Annotated in this window: 13 protein-coding genes; all 13 read right to left on the bottom strand. The window is 66.9% G+C overall.

All coding sequences use genetic code 11. From position 1 onward, the window contains the following. Window positions 1-5: 5 nt before the first annotated feature. Window positions 6-755, bottom strand: coding sequence for a hypothetical protein (locus H5T74_03200; GenBank protein MBC7229385.1), 750 nt, complete (start codon window positions 753-755; stop codon window positions 6-8). A gap of 64 nt (window positions 756-819) precedes the next feature. Continuing rightward, a complete protein-coding gene (locus H5T74_03195) occupies window positions 820-1,071 on the bottom strand; it encodes a DUF4040 domain-containing protein (protein ID MBC7229384.1) in 252 nt (83 codons plus the stop codon). 61 nt (window positions 1,072-1,132) lie between these two features. Beyond that, window positions 1,133-1,483 carry a monovalent cation/H(+) antiporter subunit G gene (locus tag H5T74_03190; protein MBC7229383.1) on the bottom strand — a complete coding sequence of 117 codons (351 nt, stop codon included), beginning with the start codon at window positions 1,481-1,483 and terminating at the stop codon, window positions 1,133-1,135. Beyond that, window positions 1,465-1,737, bottom strand: a complete 273-nt coding sequence (locus tag H5T74_03185; GenBank protein ID MBC7229382.1) for a hypothetical protein — start codon at window positions 1,735-1,737, stop codon at window positions 1,465-1,467. Before H5T74_03185 ends, H5T74_03190 begins: the two co-directional genes overlap by 19 nt. After that, entirely contained in the window at window positions 1,737-2,327 is a 591-nt protein-coding gene (locus H5T74_03180; GenBank protein MBC7229381.1) for a Na+/H+ antiporter subunit E, read from the bottom strand. The genes H5T74_03185 and H5T74_03180 overlap by 1 nt, the downstream gene beginning before the upstream one ends. Window positions 2,328-2,773: 446 nt before the next feature. Then, on the bottom strand, window positions 2,774-4,282 hold the full coding sequence (locus tag H5T74_03175) for a long-chain fatty acid--CoA ligase (GenBank protein ID MBC7229380.1): 1,509 nt from the start codon (window positions 4,280-4,282) through the stop codon (window positions 2,774-2,776). Between the two features lie 154 nt (window positions 4,283-4,436). Beyond that, the gene (gene fdhF, locus H5T74_03170) at window positions 4,437-7,193 is read right to left on the bottom strand and encodes a formate dehydrogenase subunit alpha (GenBank protein MBC7229379.1); all 2,757 of its coding nucleotides are present in this window, start codon (window positions 7,191-7,193) and stop codon (window positions 4,437-4,439) included. Window positions 7,194-7,203: 10 nt separating this feature from the next. Next, window positions 7,204-8,988: an NADH-quinone oxidoreductase subunit NuoF gene (gene nuoF, locus H5T74_03165; protein MBC7229378.1), complete on the bottom strand. Its 1,785-nt coding sequence runs from the start codon at window positions 8,986-8,988 to the stop codon at window positions 7,204-7,206. Beyond that, a complete protein-coding gene (gene nuoE / locus H5T74_03160; protein ID MBC7229377.1) occupies window positions 8,985-9,512 on the bottom strand; it encodes an NADH-quinone oxidoreductase subunit NuoE in 528 nt (175 codons plus the stop codon). Before nuoE ends, nuoF begins: the two co-directional genes overlap by 4 nt. A 389-nt stretch (window positions 9,513-9,901) precedes the next feature. Then, on the bottom strand, window positions 9,902-10,789 hold the full coding sequence (locus H5T74_03155; protein ID MBC7229376.1) for a dihydropteroate synthase: 888 nt from the start codon (window positions 10,787-10,789) through the stop codon (window positions 9,902-9,904). A 52-nt stretch (window positions 10,790-10,841) separates the two neighbouring features. Continuing rightward, on the bottom strand, window positions 10,842-11,768 hold the full coding sequence (gene lipA, locus H5T74_03150; GenBank protein ID MBC7229375.1) for a lipoyl synthase: 927 nt from the start codon (window positions 11,766-11,768) through the stop codon (window positions 10,842-10,844). 2 nt (window positions 11,769-11,770) lie between these two features. Next, complete coding sequence (locus H5T74_03145; protein MBC7229374.1) at window positions 11,771-12,784, bottom strand: hypothetical protein; 1,014 nt, start codon at window positions 12,782-12,784, stop codon at window positions 11,771-11,773. Between the two features lie 360 nt (window positions 12,785-13,144). Further along, the gene (locus H5T74_03140; protein MBC7229373.1) at window positions 13,145-14,068 is read right to left on the bottom strand and encodes a methylenetetrahydrofolate reductase; all 924 of its coding nucleotides are present in this window, start codon (window positions 14,066-14,068) and stop codon (window positions 13,145-13,147) included. Between the last annotated feature and the right edge of the window lie 6 nt (window positions 14,069-14,074).

Raw genomic sequence — 14,074 nt, 5'->3', positions numbered from 1 at the left:
GATAGTTATGCAGCAGGCGCAATCTCTTCCTCCTCCCGGATCATGCAGAAGAGGATGGAGGTGAGCACCATGGCCCCTCCCAGCCCTATGCCTATCTCCACCAGCACCGTAAGCCAGGTCACCAGCGCGGGCTGCAGCCCCGAGGCCACCCTGGGCCAGGCGTAGGTGAGGAAGTTCCCTCCCCCCACCATGCCCAGCACCCCCACCAGGAAAAAGGTGAGAACCGCCGACCCCTCGAGGGGGAAGCGCACCTTCTGGGGGATGCGCCGCGAGGACTCGTAGAGCCCGAAGATGGTGGTGAAGACGATCATGCTCCCCCCGATGATCGCCCCGCCCTGGAAGCCTCCGCCGGGCGAGATCTCCCCGTGCAGGATGGTGTATACGGAGAAGAGGACGATGAGGGGCACCAGGAAACGCACCATGGTGCGCACGATCACCGAGGAGGGGACGCTGGAGCGGTCCACGTAGGCGTGGATGCGCCCGCGCCTCTCCCTCCCCAGCACCGCCAGGGCCGCGGCCAGGGCGCTGAAGATCACCGTGACCTCCCCCATGGTGTCGTACCCGCGGTAGTTGAGGATCACGCCGGTGACGACGTTGACGGTATGGGTCTCCTCATCCGCCTTCTCCAGGTAGCGGGGGATGACGTGGGTGGCGGTGGGGCTCTCGGGGTCCCCCATGGGCGGCATGTTGGCCACCACGTAGAGGAGCAGGGCCGCCAGCGCGGCAATGAACAGCAGGGCGAGAAGGTTCTTCATGCCCCTTCCCCCTCCTCTGTGCCGGCAAGCGGAGCATCCGCGCGCGGCGGATGGGCGATGGTCCTCATTCCTTCTCCTCCTCCCTTCGGCGGGTCTTGAAGATGGTCACCACGAAGAGCACCGTGGTCACCCCCGCGCCCACCGCGGCCTCGGTGAGGGCCAGGTCGGGCGCCTGCAGGCGCTGCCACATCAAGGCCATGATCAGGCTGTACACCGAGAAGATGATCACCGCCGCCAGCAGGTCTCGGGCGAAGACGGAGAGGAGGGCCGTCGCCACCAGCAGGGCTATGAAGACCAGGTTTAAAGCCGTTCCCAACGTTCACCTTCCCTTTTCCAGCCGGTGCTCCGCGCGTCCGGCATCCCGGGCGACGGCCGGGTCAGGGGCCGTCCTCATCCTCCCCCTCCCCGCTCTTTTTCCTCCAGTACGCGATGTCCCTCCTCAGGGCGGAGCGGCCGATGGCATGGCCGCAGGTGGCGCTGGAGAGGAGCAGGAAGCAGGCGATGACCACGAGCTTGGGCAGCTCCCAGGACCATCCGCTGTACACCGCCATGCCGATGACCACGGAACACGCCCCCAGGGTGTCGCATTTGGTCGAGGGGTGCAGACGGGTGAAGATGTCCGGCATGCGCAGCAACCCTGTGGTCCCGAGGAGGAAGAAAAAGGTGCCCACGCAGCAGAGCGCGCCCGCCGTCACCTCCCTGGCCACCGCTATCCCGCCTCCTTCCATCCCTCGGCCTCCAGGTAACGGGAGAGGGCCACGGTGACCACGAAGAGCAGCAGGGCGTAGACCATGGCCACGTCGAGGAAGAAGCTCTCCGCCTGGATGAAGGTCACCAGGATCACCACCACCAGGGTCTTGGTGCCCACGATGTTCACCCCCAGCAGGCGGTCCTGAACGGTGGGCCCCACCGCCGCGCGGTAGAGGCAGATCACGGCGTTGAGGCTGATGATGATGGCGATGACGGTGAGGAAGCCGTCCATCATCCCTCGCCTCCCGGAGCCGCGTCGCCCGCTCCTCCGCCCACGCCGGACCCGCCCCCGGCCTGCGCGGGCGGCCGCGACATCTCCTCACGGTCATCTTTTTTCACCCCGAAGAGCCAGGCCACCATGCTCTCCAGCCCCGCCAGCCCCTCCTCGTGGTAGGGGCACAGGCAGTGCACGTTGAGCGCGTCCCCTTCCAGCTCCACGGTCACCGTCCCCGGGGTGAGGGTGATGGAATCCGAGAAGACGGTGCGGGGAAGGTCGTCCGGCAGGTAGGTGCGGTACTCCACGATGCGGGGGTCTACGGGCAGCCGGGGGTTGAGGATGATCTTGGCCACGTCGTAGTTCGCCTTGATGATCTCCCAGCCCAGGCGGACCATGAACACCGGCAGCCGCAGCAACACCATGGGGGTGATGCGCGGGTCGAGGGCCCGCCCCAGCAGGGCGACGGTCAACGCGGCCACCAAAGCGGAGCACACGGCCCCGAGCACCAGGTCGTAGAGGGCCACGGTGGCCGTGAAGATTATCCAGAAGACGAAGAGGATGCAGGCTAAAAGGATCTTCTTGCGAACGGCGCCGTCTCCAGTCAACGTCAGATCCCCCGTTTGTGACTGCGTATGCACCCCGCAGACCTCTAGGACAGCCGTAAAATTTGCGTCATTTTATCACACGACGAAAAACGCTGTAAATCGCTTGCGCTGGTTCGCCGCCGCAGCGGCCATGAGGCGTCTCCCCACCCCTCCCGCGGAGCCATGCCCGGTCTGCCGGGAAGGCAGAGCGGCCCCTCCATGCCTTCGGCCAGTGGAGCCGCCGCCGCGGCCATGAGGCGTCTCCCCCTGAGCCGGGCATTGCGGGGGACCCCCACGCTCCGCCCGTTTCCCGACCGCGGAGGCGTCGGGAGACATGCGCCCTCCGGAGACGGGAGAGGGCGTACGGTCGCCGGTTTCCCCCGGGGCTCGCGAGGGAGAGGACGGCAAGCAAAAGGGCGCGGGCCCCGTCCTCGCCCGCGCCCGGATATGCGGTGCCCGTCCGCTCGCTATTCCTCCTCGATGAGCTCCTTGAGGATCTGCCCCGAGGGGTCCTTCTTGAAGGAGCGCACGAAGACCACGAACTTGGGCGTCTTGTAGTAGGGCAAGCGCTCCTCGCAGTACTCCAGCACCTGTTCCTCGGTGAGGTTGGAGCCGGGCTTCTGCTTCACGTACGCCTTGACCTCCTCCCCGAGGTACTTGTTGGGCACGCCCACCACCGCCGCCTCAGAGATGAGGGGATGGCTCACCAGCACCTCCTCGATCTCGCGCGGGTATATGTTGAAGCCGCCGCGGATGATGAGGTCCTTCTTTCTCCCCACGATGAACACGTAGTCGTCCTCGTCCATGTACACCATGTCGCCGGTGTACAGCCAGCCATCCTTGAGGACCTCCTCCGTATCCTCCGGCTTGTTGTAGTAGCCCTTCATGATATTGGGCCCGCGCACGATGAGCTCGCCCACCTCGCCGCGCTGCAGCTCGTTGCCCTCTTCGTCGATGACCTTGAGCTCCAGGTCCTCCGGCGCCTTGCCTATGGATCCCACCTTGTAAGGACCTTCCAGGGGCTGCATGGTCACCAGGGGCGCCGCCTCGGTGAGGCCGTAGCCCTCGTAGATCCTCGCCCCCAGCTCGTTGTTCCAGCGGTCCATGACCTCGCGCGGGAAGGGCGCGCCGCCGCAGAACCACAACCTCACCGTGCTGAGGTCATACTGGTAGATGAGGGGATGGTTGAGGATGTAGACGTACATGGTGGGGACGCCGAAGAACACCGTCACCTGCTCGTGCTGCAGGGACTTTAGCACCTCCCCGGGGATGAAGGACTCGTGCAGCACGATGCTAGCGCCAGCGTAGATGGAGGCGTTCATCACGCAGCTCTGCCCGTAGGCGGCGAAGAAGGGCAGCACCCCCATGACCACGTCGCTCTGGTCCATGCCGCATTTCTCGGCGATGACCCTGGCGTTCCAGGAGAGGTTGCCGTGGGTGAGCATGCAGCCCCGCACCACCTTGGAGGAGGTGGGCGCGTAGAGGAGCGCCGCCAGGTCGTCATCGGAGCGCTCCACGGCGGTGAACTCGGTGTCCTTGCCCTCCAGCAGCTTCTCGAACTGGATGACCCCCTCCAGCTCCGGGGCGTCCTTGATGATGATGCGCCGGATCTGGGAGCACATGGAGGCCTGCAGGTCCTTGACCAGGTCGTCGAACTCGAAGTTGGTGATCAGCGTCTCCACCATGGAGTCGCACACTATCTTCTCCACCTCTTCCGCCAGACACATGTAGCACAGGGGCACCACCGTAGCCCCCAGGGCCAGGGTAGCGTAATAGGAGATGACGAACTCGGGCACGTTGCGCAAGAGTACGGCCACCTTGGATTCGCCGTCCACCCCCAGCTCGCGCAGGGCGTTGGCCAGGCGGTTGGTGCGGGCCAGAAGCTCCCCGTAGGTGATGGTCTCGTGCCCGAAGTACAGGGCCGTGGCATCGGGGTTTCTCTCCGTGGTCCTCACGAGATTATGGTATAGATTCATGTGGCATCTCTCCCGTTTCTACGCTTCTCGCGGCCCCTTCTCGGAACCGGACCCTGACGGTTCGACCTTGTCCCGTTCTCCTCGTGCCCCAGTCCCTCACTATTCTACCATCCCGCGACCCGGGGGTCAGCATGAAATGATGGGCGAATGACGGTCATCTCGCCGCCGCGGCTCTTCCCGCCTCCTCGTAGCGCAGTCCCTTCATCTCCTCTCCCGTCACCAGGCGCACCGCCGCCACCTTGAGCTCGGGTATCTTGGCCACCGGGTCCAGGGCGGGATTGGTGAGGGCGTTGGCGGGAGACTCCCCGAAGTGGAAGGGCACGAAGACCACGCCCTGCGCCACCTTCCGCGTCACCTTCGCCTCCAGCCTGATGGCGCCGCGCCGCGACTGCAGGCCCACCTCCTGCCCGTCCGCCACTCCCAGCCTCTCGGCGTCCGCAGGGTTGATCCATACCCGGTTGCGCGGCACCAGCTCGTTGAGGGGCTCCACGCGCCGGGTCATGGTGCCGGTGTGGTAGTGGGTGAGCAACCTCCCCGTGGTGAGGATGAAGGGGTACTCCTCGTCCGGCTCCTCCGCCGGCGGCCTGTACTCCACCGCGCTGAAGAGACCCTTGCCCCTGGTAAATCTACCCACATGGAGGATGGGGGTGCCGGGGTGCTCCGCGTCCGGGCAGGGCCACCTCAACTCGCCCTCTCTCTCCAGCCGGGCATAGGATATCCCGCCGTAGGAGGGGGTGAGGGAGGCGATCTCCTCCATCACCCTGGCCGCGGATACGTCGCCCATCTCGTATCCCAGGCGCGCCGCCACCTGGGCGATGATCCAGGAGTCCTCGCGGGCCTCGCCCGGCGGCTCCACCGCCTTGCGCACCCTCTGCACGCGGCGATCGGTGTTGGTGAAGGTGCCCTCCTTCTCCGCGAAGGAGGCCGCCGGCAGCACCACGTCGGCATAGGCCGCGGTCTCGGTGAGGAAGATGTCCTGCACCACCAGGAAGTCCACTTTCTCCAGGGCCTCCTTGAGGTGCCTGACGTCGGGGTCGGAGATGACCGGGTTCTCGCCCATGATGTAGAGCGCCTTCACCTCTCCCTTCGCGGCGGCGTCCATCATCTCCGTGAGGGTGAGCCCCGGGTTGCCGGAGAGGTAGTCAACCCCCCAGGCCGCCTCGAACTTGTTCCTGACCGCGGGGTCGGAGACCTGCTGGTATCCCGTAAAGACGTTGGGAAGCCCGCCCATGTCGCAGGCTCCCTGCACGTTGTTCTGCCCCCGGAGGGGGTTGACCCCCGCCCCCTCCCTGCCTAGGTTTCCGGTGAGCATGGCCAGGTTGGCCAGGGAAAGGACGTTGTCCACCCCGGTGGTGTGCTGGGTTATGCCCATACAATAGACGATCGCCGCTCTCTCTGCGGCGGCAAAGGTGCGGGCGGCGCGGCGGATGTCCTCGGCGTCCACGCCGCATATCTCCGCCGCCCTCTCGGGCGGGTACTGCTCCACCACCTTCCTGAACTCCTCGAATCCCTCGCAGCGCTCGCGGATGAAGTCCTCGTCCGCCAGTCCCTCGGAGAGGATGACGTTCATCATCCCGTTGAGCAGGGCCACGTCGGTCCCCGGCCTCTGGCGCAGCCACTGCTCGGCATAGTAGCAGAGGCGGATGTGGCGAGGCTCGGCCACGATGAGCCGGCAGTTGTTCTTCATCACCGCGCGCTTGATGCGCAGCCCGACGATGGGATGCCCCTCGGTGGTGTTGGACCCGATGACCAGGATGCAGCCCGCCTTCTCCAGGTCCTCGATGGAGTTGGTCATGGCCCCGCTCCCGAAAGCTGTCGCCAGACCGGCGACGGTGGAGCTGTGTCATAAACGTGCGCAGTGGTCCACGTTGTTGGTGCCGACCACCGCGCGCGCCAGCTTCTGCAGCAGGTAGTTCTCCTCGTTGGTGCACCTGGCCGAGGCCAGGAAGGCCACGGAGTCCGGGCCGCCCTCGTCCAAGGCCTTGCGGATGTGGGTGGCCACCGCCCCCAGGGCCTCCTCCCAGGTGGCGGGGACCAGCTCGCCCCCCTTGCCCCCTTTCCTCACCAGGGGCCGGGTGAGGCGGTCGGGATGGTGGACGAACGCATACCCATAGCGCCCCTTGACGCAGAGGTTGCCCTCCCCCGGCCCGGTCATGGCCGGAGAGGAGACCTCCACGATCTCTCCGTCGCGCACGTGCAGGTCGAGCTGGCAGCCGCATCCGCAGTAGGGGCAGGTGGTCCTCACCTTCTCCACCTGCCAGGAGCGCCCCTTGCCCTTGGAGGGGATGGAGATGATGGCCCCGGTGGGACAGGTGGACACGCACTGTCCGCAGAACTCGCAGGGCGACTCGGTCATGGGTTTGCCGTAGGGGATGCCGGGCACGGCCTCGAAGCCCCGGTTGACGAAGTCGTACACCCCTACCCCCTGCACCTCCCGGCAGATGCGGATGCAGCGCCCGCAGAGGATGCACTTGTCGTAATCGCGCTCGATCAAGGGGTTGTCCGCCAGGACCTCGTAGTGGTGCTCCTCCCCCTTGAAGGGGGTGTCCTTGACCCCGTACTCGTAGGCCAGGTCCTGCAGCTCGCAGTCCCCGGCGCTCTCGCAGGTCATGCAGTCCTTGGGGTGGTCGGAGAGGATGAGTTCGAGGATGGTGCGCCGGATGCGCACCAGGTCCTCGGTGGCGGTGCGCACCACCATGCCGTCGGTGACCCGGGTGTAACAGGCCGGCAGGAGCCCCCTCGCCCCCTCCACCTCCACCAGGCAGATGCGGCAGGCCCCGTAGGGGTCCATGCGCTCCTCGTAGCAGAGGCTGGGTATGCGCACCCCGGCCTCCCGCGCCGCCTCCAGGATGGTGCGGTCGGAGGTGGTGGTTACTTCCCTGCCGTCTATGGTCAAACGTACTTCTTCCATGCCCGCCTCCTCATTCCGTGTAGATGGCCTCTTCCGGGCAGCGGCTCACGCAGAGCTTGCAGCGGATGCATTTCTCGGCGTCGATGGCGTGGGGCTGCTTCTTCTCCCCCGAGATGGCCTCCACGGGGCAGACCTTGGCGCAGGCGCCGCAGCCGGTGCAGATCTCCCGGTCGATGAACACGGTGATCAGCGCCGGGCATACCCCCGCCGTGCACCTGCCGCGCAGGATGTGGTCCTCGTACTCGTTGCGGAAGTACTTGAGGGTGGTGAGCACGGGATTGGGGGCGGTGCCCCCCAGGGCGCACAGGCTGGCCGCCTTGATGTCCGCCGCCAGGGTCTCCAGCCGCTCGATGTCCTCCGGCTCGCCCTTGCCCTCGCAGATGCGCGTGAGGATCTCCAGCATGCGCTTGGTGCCGATGCGGCAGGGCACGCACTTGCCGCAGCTCTCCTCCTGGGTGAAGGAGAGGAAGTAGCGCGCCAGGTCCACCATGCAGGTGGAGGAATCGGCCACGATCATGCCCCCGGAGCCCATGATGGCCCCGGTGGCGGTGATGGCCTCGTAGTCCACCAGGGTGTCCAGGAGGCTTGCGGGCAGGCAGCCCCCGGAGGGGCCTCCCATCTGCACCGCCTTGAACTCCTTGCCCTCGCGCACCCCGCCGCCCACGTCGAAGATGACCTGGCGCAGGGTGTAGCCCATGGGGACCTCGGCCAGCCCGCTGCGGCGTATCTTCCCCGCCAGGCAGAATACCTTGGTCCCTTTGCTCTTCTCGGTGCCTATCTCGGCGTACTTCTCGCCGCCGTTGGCTATGATCCAGGGGATGGCCGCCAGGGTCTCCACGTTGTTGATGTTGGTGGGCTTTCCCCACAGGCCCTCGTTGGCGGGGAAGGGAGGACGCGGCCGCGGCATGCCCCGCTTGCCCTCGATGGAGGCGATGAGGGCCGTCTCCTCGCCGCATACGAAGGCGCCCGCTCCCTTCTTGATCCTGATGTCGAAGTCCCACCCGGTGCCGAAGATGCCCTTTCCGAGGAAGCCGCGCTCCCGGCACTCGGCGATGGCTTTCTCCAGGCGCTTGAGGGCCAGGGGGTACTCGGCCCGGCAGTAGATATAGGCCTGGGTGGCCCCGATGGCGTAGCCGGCGATGATCATGCCCTCGATGACCGCGTGGGGATCGCCCTCCAGCACGCTGCGGTCCATGAAGGCGCCGGGGTCGCCCTCGTCGGCGTTGCACACCAGGTATTTCTGGTCCCCCTTCGCCTTGCGCGCGAAGCCCCACTTGGTGCCGGTGGGGAAGCCCGCGCCGCCGCGGCCGCGGATGCCCGACTTGCTCACCTCGTCGATGACCTCCTCGGGGGTCATGGCGGTGAGGGCCTTCTTCGCCGCCTCGTAGCCGCCGGCCTCGACGTACTCCTCGATGCTCTCGGGATTGATGTTGCCGCAGTTGCGCAGCACGATGCGGTGCTGGTTGGCGAGGAAATCCCCCTCGCCGGCGGCGGGGTCGTCGGAACGGCGCACCACCCAGTCCTCGATGACCTCGCCCGCCGCCACCGCCTCCAGGAGCCGGGGCACGCGCTTGGGGGTGAGGTCCCCGTAGACCACGGCGCGTCCGTCCGGGTAGGTCGCCTCCACGATGGGCTCGCGGTAGCAGAAGCCCATGCAGCCGGCTATGTCCAGGTAGGCGGGATACTTCCCCGTCGCCAGCTCGCCCTCCAGGGCCTCCTTCACCGCGTTGGCCCCGGCGGCGATGCCGCAGGTGCCGTAGCCCAGCACCAGTTTCGCCTTGCCGTTGCCGCTCATTCCTCAGCCTCCTCGCTGCCCCCGTCGCCCATGTAGCGTTTGAGCACCTTGCGCACGTTGGCGGGCTTGAGCTTGCCGTGGGTGTCCTCGTCCACGATCATGATGGGAGAGAGGGAACAGGCCCCCACGCACATCACCGACTCCAGGGTGAACTTCATATCCGGAGTTGTCTGCCCGTCCTTGATGCCCAGGATGTTGGAGATCTCCTCGGTGATGAGCTCCGCCCCCGCCACATGGCAGGCGGTGCCGTGGCATACCCGGATGAGGTGCTCGCCGATGGGCTCCAGCCGGAACTGGGTGTAGAAGGTGGCCACGCCGTAGACCTGGCTGAGCTGGTAGCCCGCCCCGCGCGCCAGGGCGCGCATGATCTTCTCGTCGAGGTAGCCGTAGGCCTCTTGGGCGTCCTGCAGCAGGGGGATCAGCGCCCCCTTCTCCTCGCGGTAACGCTCCAGAATCTCCTCCAGCGGACGGAGGTCGTCCACGTCCGCGTACCGCTGCTTGCACTTACAGGCGTCGTCGTTCATGTCAACCCACCTCGCCGTCTCCAGGGATCGAAGGCCCTCCGCGCTCGAAAAGCGCGCCTCCCGGTCCGTGCTTCAACTCCGTTCTTTTGACCGGGGCAAGGCGGCATGTTCACCGCATCCCGCATCACGCGGGCGTTTCCGGCTCCCTCCGCCGGACGGTCCGGAAAACGGGCCGGCCTCCCCGGCCGGACGCCTGCCTCCGCGCATCCGCTCCGTCCGCCGGTAAATCGCCTTCTCCTCACCCCTCCTAGGAAAAACTCCTCCGGCGTCGCCTCCCGCCGCGGCCCTCCACGGGGACAGCCGCGTCGATCTCCGCGGCCTTTCCGCAGGTGCCCGTAAGGCTTATACGTATGCACGGCGGAGCCGGGAAATGTCCCGGCCCCGACCTCTTAGAGCTCCAGATAGGAATGGGTGTAGAGCGTCTCCTCGGTGAGCACCCGCCAGGTCTTGAGGAGCTTGATGGTGAGGGGATCGCTCTCATCCACGGCCTCGCCGTTGACGATCTTCTCCACGATCTGGTACTCCTCGTTCCTGTTCACCACGCCCATGAGCGCCTCGTCGTTGGGGTCCACGATGGCCGCCGTCAGCCCCTTGGCCATGAGCACCGCCAGCAGGGTGCGGTTGAGAAGGCTGCACAGGGACTCGTCGGGCACGCCGTTGGAGACGTTGGAAAGTCCTACCACCGTCCCCGGCGCGGGGTCGAACTCCGCGAAGACGCCCTGCAGCATGTCCATGGCGTCTATGAGCGCGTGCACCTGGTCCTGGGTCACGGCGATGGGGAGGACGATGGGGTCGATGAGCAGCTTCTCCAGGGGGATGCCGTACTCCTGGGCCGCCATGATGAGGTTATAGGCCACCTCCACCCTCTCCGAGGCGTCGCGGGGCACGTTGCCCTGGTCGTTGAGGACCAGGCCCACCACCCAGGCGTTGTGCTCCACGGCCATGGGCATGAGGGCGGAGATGCGCTCCGGCTGGGAGGAAATGGAATTGATCATCACCTCGCGGTCCTTCACCGTCTCCAAGCCCGCCTTCATGGCCTCGATGTTCATGGTGTCCAGGGCCAGGGGAAGGTCCGTGACCTCCTGCACCGCCTCCACCACGAAGCGCATGCGCTCGGGCCCCTGCTTGGTGGCGGGCCCCAGGTTGATGTCCAGCCAGTTGGCCCCGCCCTCGGCCTGGAGGAGCGCCATCTCCTGGATGGGCTTCTTGTCGAACTCCTTCATGGCGGCGCCGATCTTCTTCATCATCACGTTTACCTTCTCGCCGATGATCAGCATATCTTTCCTCCTCCTTCTGACCTCGCGATCGACCCGTCGATCCCTTCACCTGTTACGTACAAGCGTTATGCAAAAGCTCTCCCGCCCGGTAGGAGCTGCGCACCAGGGGGGCCGAGGCCACCATGGGTACGCCCGCTTCCTCCGCCTCCTTCCCCAGCTCCGCGAACTCCCGCGGCGGGAGGAATCTCGCCACCTTGCGCTGGGCACGCGAGGGCCTGAGGTACTGCCCGATGGTCAGCATATCACAGCCGGCGTCCGCCAGGTCGCGGAAGAGCCTGCGCAGCTGGGCGCGGCTCTCCCCCAGGCCCACCATGATCCCGCTCTTGGTGAGCACCCGCGGCGCCTCTACCTTCGCCGCCCGCAGCATCTCCAAGGAGCGGCGGTAATCCGCCCCCGGCCTCACCTCCGGGTAGAGCTCCTCCACCGTCTCCAGGTTGTGGTTGAAGACCTGCGGCCCCGCCTCCAGCACCCGTCGCAGGGCCTCGCGCTCCCCCCGGAAGTCCGGGGTCAACACCTCCACCGTGGCCCGCGGCAGCCGCGCCCTGACCGCCCTCACCGCGGCGGCGAACTGCGACGCCCCGCCGTCCTCCAGGTCGTCCCTGGTCACGCTGGTCATCACCACGTGCTCCAGCCCCAGGGACGCCGCCGCCTCCGCCACCCTCTCCGGCTCACCGGCGTCCGGCGGCTCCGGAATGCCCTTGGTCACGCCGCAGAAGGAGCAGTCGCGGGTGCAGACATCGCCCAGGAGCATGAAGGTGGCGGTACGGCGGGAGAAGCATTCCATGCGGTTGGGACACCTGGCGCTCTCGCACACGGTATGGAGCTCCAGGTCCCTCAGGAGGGCGTCCACCTCGCGGAGCTCCCGGCCCGCGAGGACGGAGCGGTGAAGCCAGCGCGGCATGCGCGCGTCGTAATGGCTCTCCCGCGCCTCCGTGCCCTGCCTTCCTCTTTTTTCCAATCTCCTCTCCCGTCGCCGCATCCTCACGCGCCACGCAGGCGCTCCGCCAACCGCGATACCAGAGCGTAGGCCTTCTCCGCCTGCGCCTCGGAGACCCCCTCCAGCCCGCACGACGGCGTCACCATCGCCCGCGACCACAGCAGGTCCCGCGGCACCCCCCGGGAGGCCAGCAGCTCCACCCCCTCCTCGAAGCGGCGGGCCAGCCCGTCCACCGTCTCATCCTCTATGCGGGGGTCGTTTACCGCCACGCCCCAGGCCAGCACGCCCCCCTGCTCCAGGAAAGCGGCGAGCTCGGCCGGGTACAGCGCCATGCTCTCAAGGTACCCGTAGGCGTCGAAGTTCACCACCTTCAGCCCGGAGCGGAAGAGCAGGCTCCAGTCGGTGTTGCCGCAGCAGTGCGCGCCGGTGAGGCAGGTAAGGCCCTCCGCGCACATGCGCAGCGCCTCCACCACCCTCTCCGGGCTCACGCTCACCAGCGCCGAGCCCACGGACACCAGATAGGGCTCGTCGAAGAAGATGAGCACCTCCTCGGCCGCCCCCGTGTCCCGCAGTAAGGTCTCCATCCAGCGCGCCTTGAGGTTGAGGAGCCTGATCATGGCCTCGGCCAGCTCGTCGCGGTAGAGGATGGGCCGGCTGTCCCGGTCCAGGACCGTCAGCCCGAAGCTCACCGGCCCCGTGACCTGCCCCTTGAGGAGGGGATACCTCCTGCCCTCCTCCCTCACCCTGCGCGCGAAGGCGTGGAGGCCGGCGGCATATTCCTCGCCCATGGCCGCCGCGTCGAGGTCTCCTTCCAGGTAGGCCCGGAAGACCTCCTCGATCTCGGGCAGGAGGTCACGGGAGGTGTCGCAGAAGACCTTCCGCCTCTCCGCATCCACCACCACTCCCGGCAGGCCCTCGCTGTACTGGGCATACATGTTCTCCCGGAAATCGCGGTGGGGAAGCTGCGGCCATACCGGGGCCTCCCGCAGGTGCTCGAGGGTGACCCGGCAGGCCTCCGCCGCGTCGCGGTGCGGCAGGCTTCCTATGGCCGTGGCCATCAAGCGCGGCTCCCATTTCACCTATTGTCACCGTCCACGCTCTGGTGAAACCGCTTCGCCTTCATGCCGGCATCCGTGCCGCCGGACGCAGGGCGGTCTCGCCGCCCATCGCCCGGTGACGGGGCGGAGACCGAGCCCACGGGTTGCCGCGGGCCTTCCGTCATGACCCCCGTCCTGCGGCGGGAGGCGGGCGCCGAACCGGTCATCGTACGTCCTCGCTCCCGTCCCGGCCGTAGGCGGCTAACAAACGGCAACCCGGCGGCGACCTCCGCCTTCACCTTCCATAGGGCGGGGCCAGGATGGACCCTGACCCCACCGCTCCCTTCCATCTCCACCCCGCCGGGGTCGAGACAGGAGGCGCTACATCTTGGTGATGTCCACCCCGGCCTCTTCCAGGATGCGGGGCACCACGTCTTCCTTGCCGATGGCCATGATGTGCACGCCGTCGCAGAGCTTCTCGTCGATGCACTGGCGGATCTGGCGCGCCATGATCCTGATGCCGGTGTTGAGGGCCTCGCCCTTGGGCGCGTCGGCCATCTCCTTCACCAGGTTGTCGGGCACGAAGACGCCGGGGACGTTGGCGTTCATGTAACGGATGGCGCCCATGGAGGTGAGGAGCACCAGGCCGGCGCAGATCTTCACCTTGTCGTTGATCTTGCGCGCCCGCTCCATGAAGCGCTTGAAGTTGTCCATGTCATAGACGGCCTGGGTCTGGAACCACTGCGCCCCCGCCTCGATCTTCTTCTCGAACTTGTACATCTGGGGCTCGATGGGCTGCGCCTCGGGGGTGACGATGGCGCCCTTGTAGAACTTCACGCCGCCCTGCAGCTCGTTGCCGCCGGAGTCCCTCCCCTCCTCCATGTTGCGGATGAGCTGGAGGAGCTGCACGCTCTCGCAGTCGAAGACGCCCTTGGCCTCCTTGTGGTCGCCCACGGGGATGGAGTCGCCGGTGAGGCAGAGCACGCTGCGCACGCCGCGGGTATAGGCGAAGAGCAGGTCCGCCTCGATGGCCAGGCGGTTGCGGTCCCGGCAGGTGACCTGCAGGTTGGGCTCGCCGCCGCGCTCCAGGACGATGAGGGCGGTGCCCAGGGAGGGATAGCGCATCACCGAGGACTGGTTGTCGGTGATGTTCATGGCGTGGACCTTGTCCTTGAGAAGGTCGATGTGGTGGATCATCTCGTCGATGTCCGTGCCCTTGGGAGGCCCGATCTCCCCGGTGACGAGGAACTTCCCGGATTCCATGACCTCCTGGATACTGGGCTTGGCGTGCTTTTCCAGAAGCATGGTCAT

This window comes from Actinomycetota bacterium, from assembly GCA_014360645.1.
Classification (GTDB): Bacteria; Actinomycetota; Geothermincolia; order Geothermincolales; family RBG-13-55-18; genus Solincola_B.
Note: the sequence above shows the minus strand (reverse complement) of the source record. Positions and strands in the feature narration are given on the sequence as shown.

Bases quoted from the DNA above. Each gene is read 5' to 3' on its own strand.
- H5T74_03155 (MBC7229376.1), bottom strand. From the start codon at position 10,789: ATGCTGATCATCGGCGAGAAGGTAAACGTGATGATGAAGAAGATCGGC.
- nuoF (MBC7229378.1), bottom strand. From the start codon at position 8,988: ATGAGCGGCAACGGCAAGGCGAAACTGGTGCTGGGCTACGGCACCTGC.
- H5T74_03200 (MBC7229385.1), bottom strand. From the start codon at position 755: ATGAAGAACCTTCTCGCCCTGCTGTTCATTGCCGCGCTGGCGGCCCTG.
- H5T74_03145 (MBC7229374.1), bottom strand. From the start codon at position 12,784: ATGGCCACGGCCATAGGAAGCCTGCCGCACCGCGACGCGGCGGAGGCC.
- H5T74_03140 (MBC7229373.1), bottom strand. From the start codon at position 14,068: ATGCTTCTGGAAAAGCACGCCAAGCCCAGTATCCAGGAGGTCATGGAA.
- lipA (MBC7229375.1), bottom strand. From the start codon at position 11,768: ATGCGGCGACGGGAGAGGAGATTGGAAAAAAGAGGAAGGCAGGGCACG.
- nuoE (MBC7229377.1), bottom strand. From the start codon at position 9,512: ATGAACGACGACGCCTGTAAGTGCAAGCAGCGGTACGCGGACGTGGAC.
- H5T74_03190 (MBC7229383.1), bottom strand. From the start codon at position 1,483: ATGGAAGGAGGCGGGATAGCGGTGGCCAGGGAGGTGACGGCGGGCGCG.
- H5T74_03175 (MBC7229380.1), bottom strand. From the start codon at position 4,282: ATGAATCTATACCATAATCTCGTGAGGACCACGGAGAGAAACCCCGAT.
- H5T74_03185 (MBC7229382.1), bottom strand. From the start codon at position 1,737: ATGGACGGCTTCCTCACCGTCATCGCCATCATCATCAGCCTCAACGCC.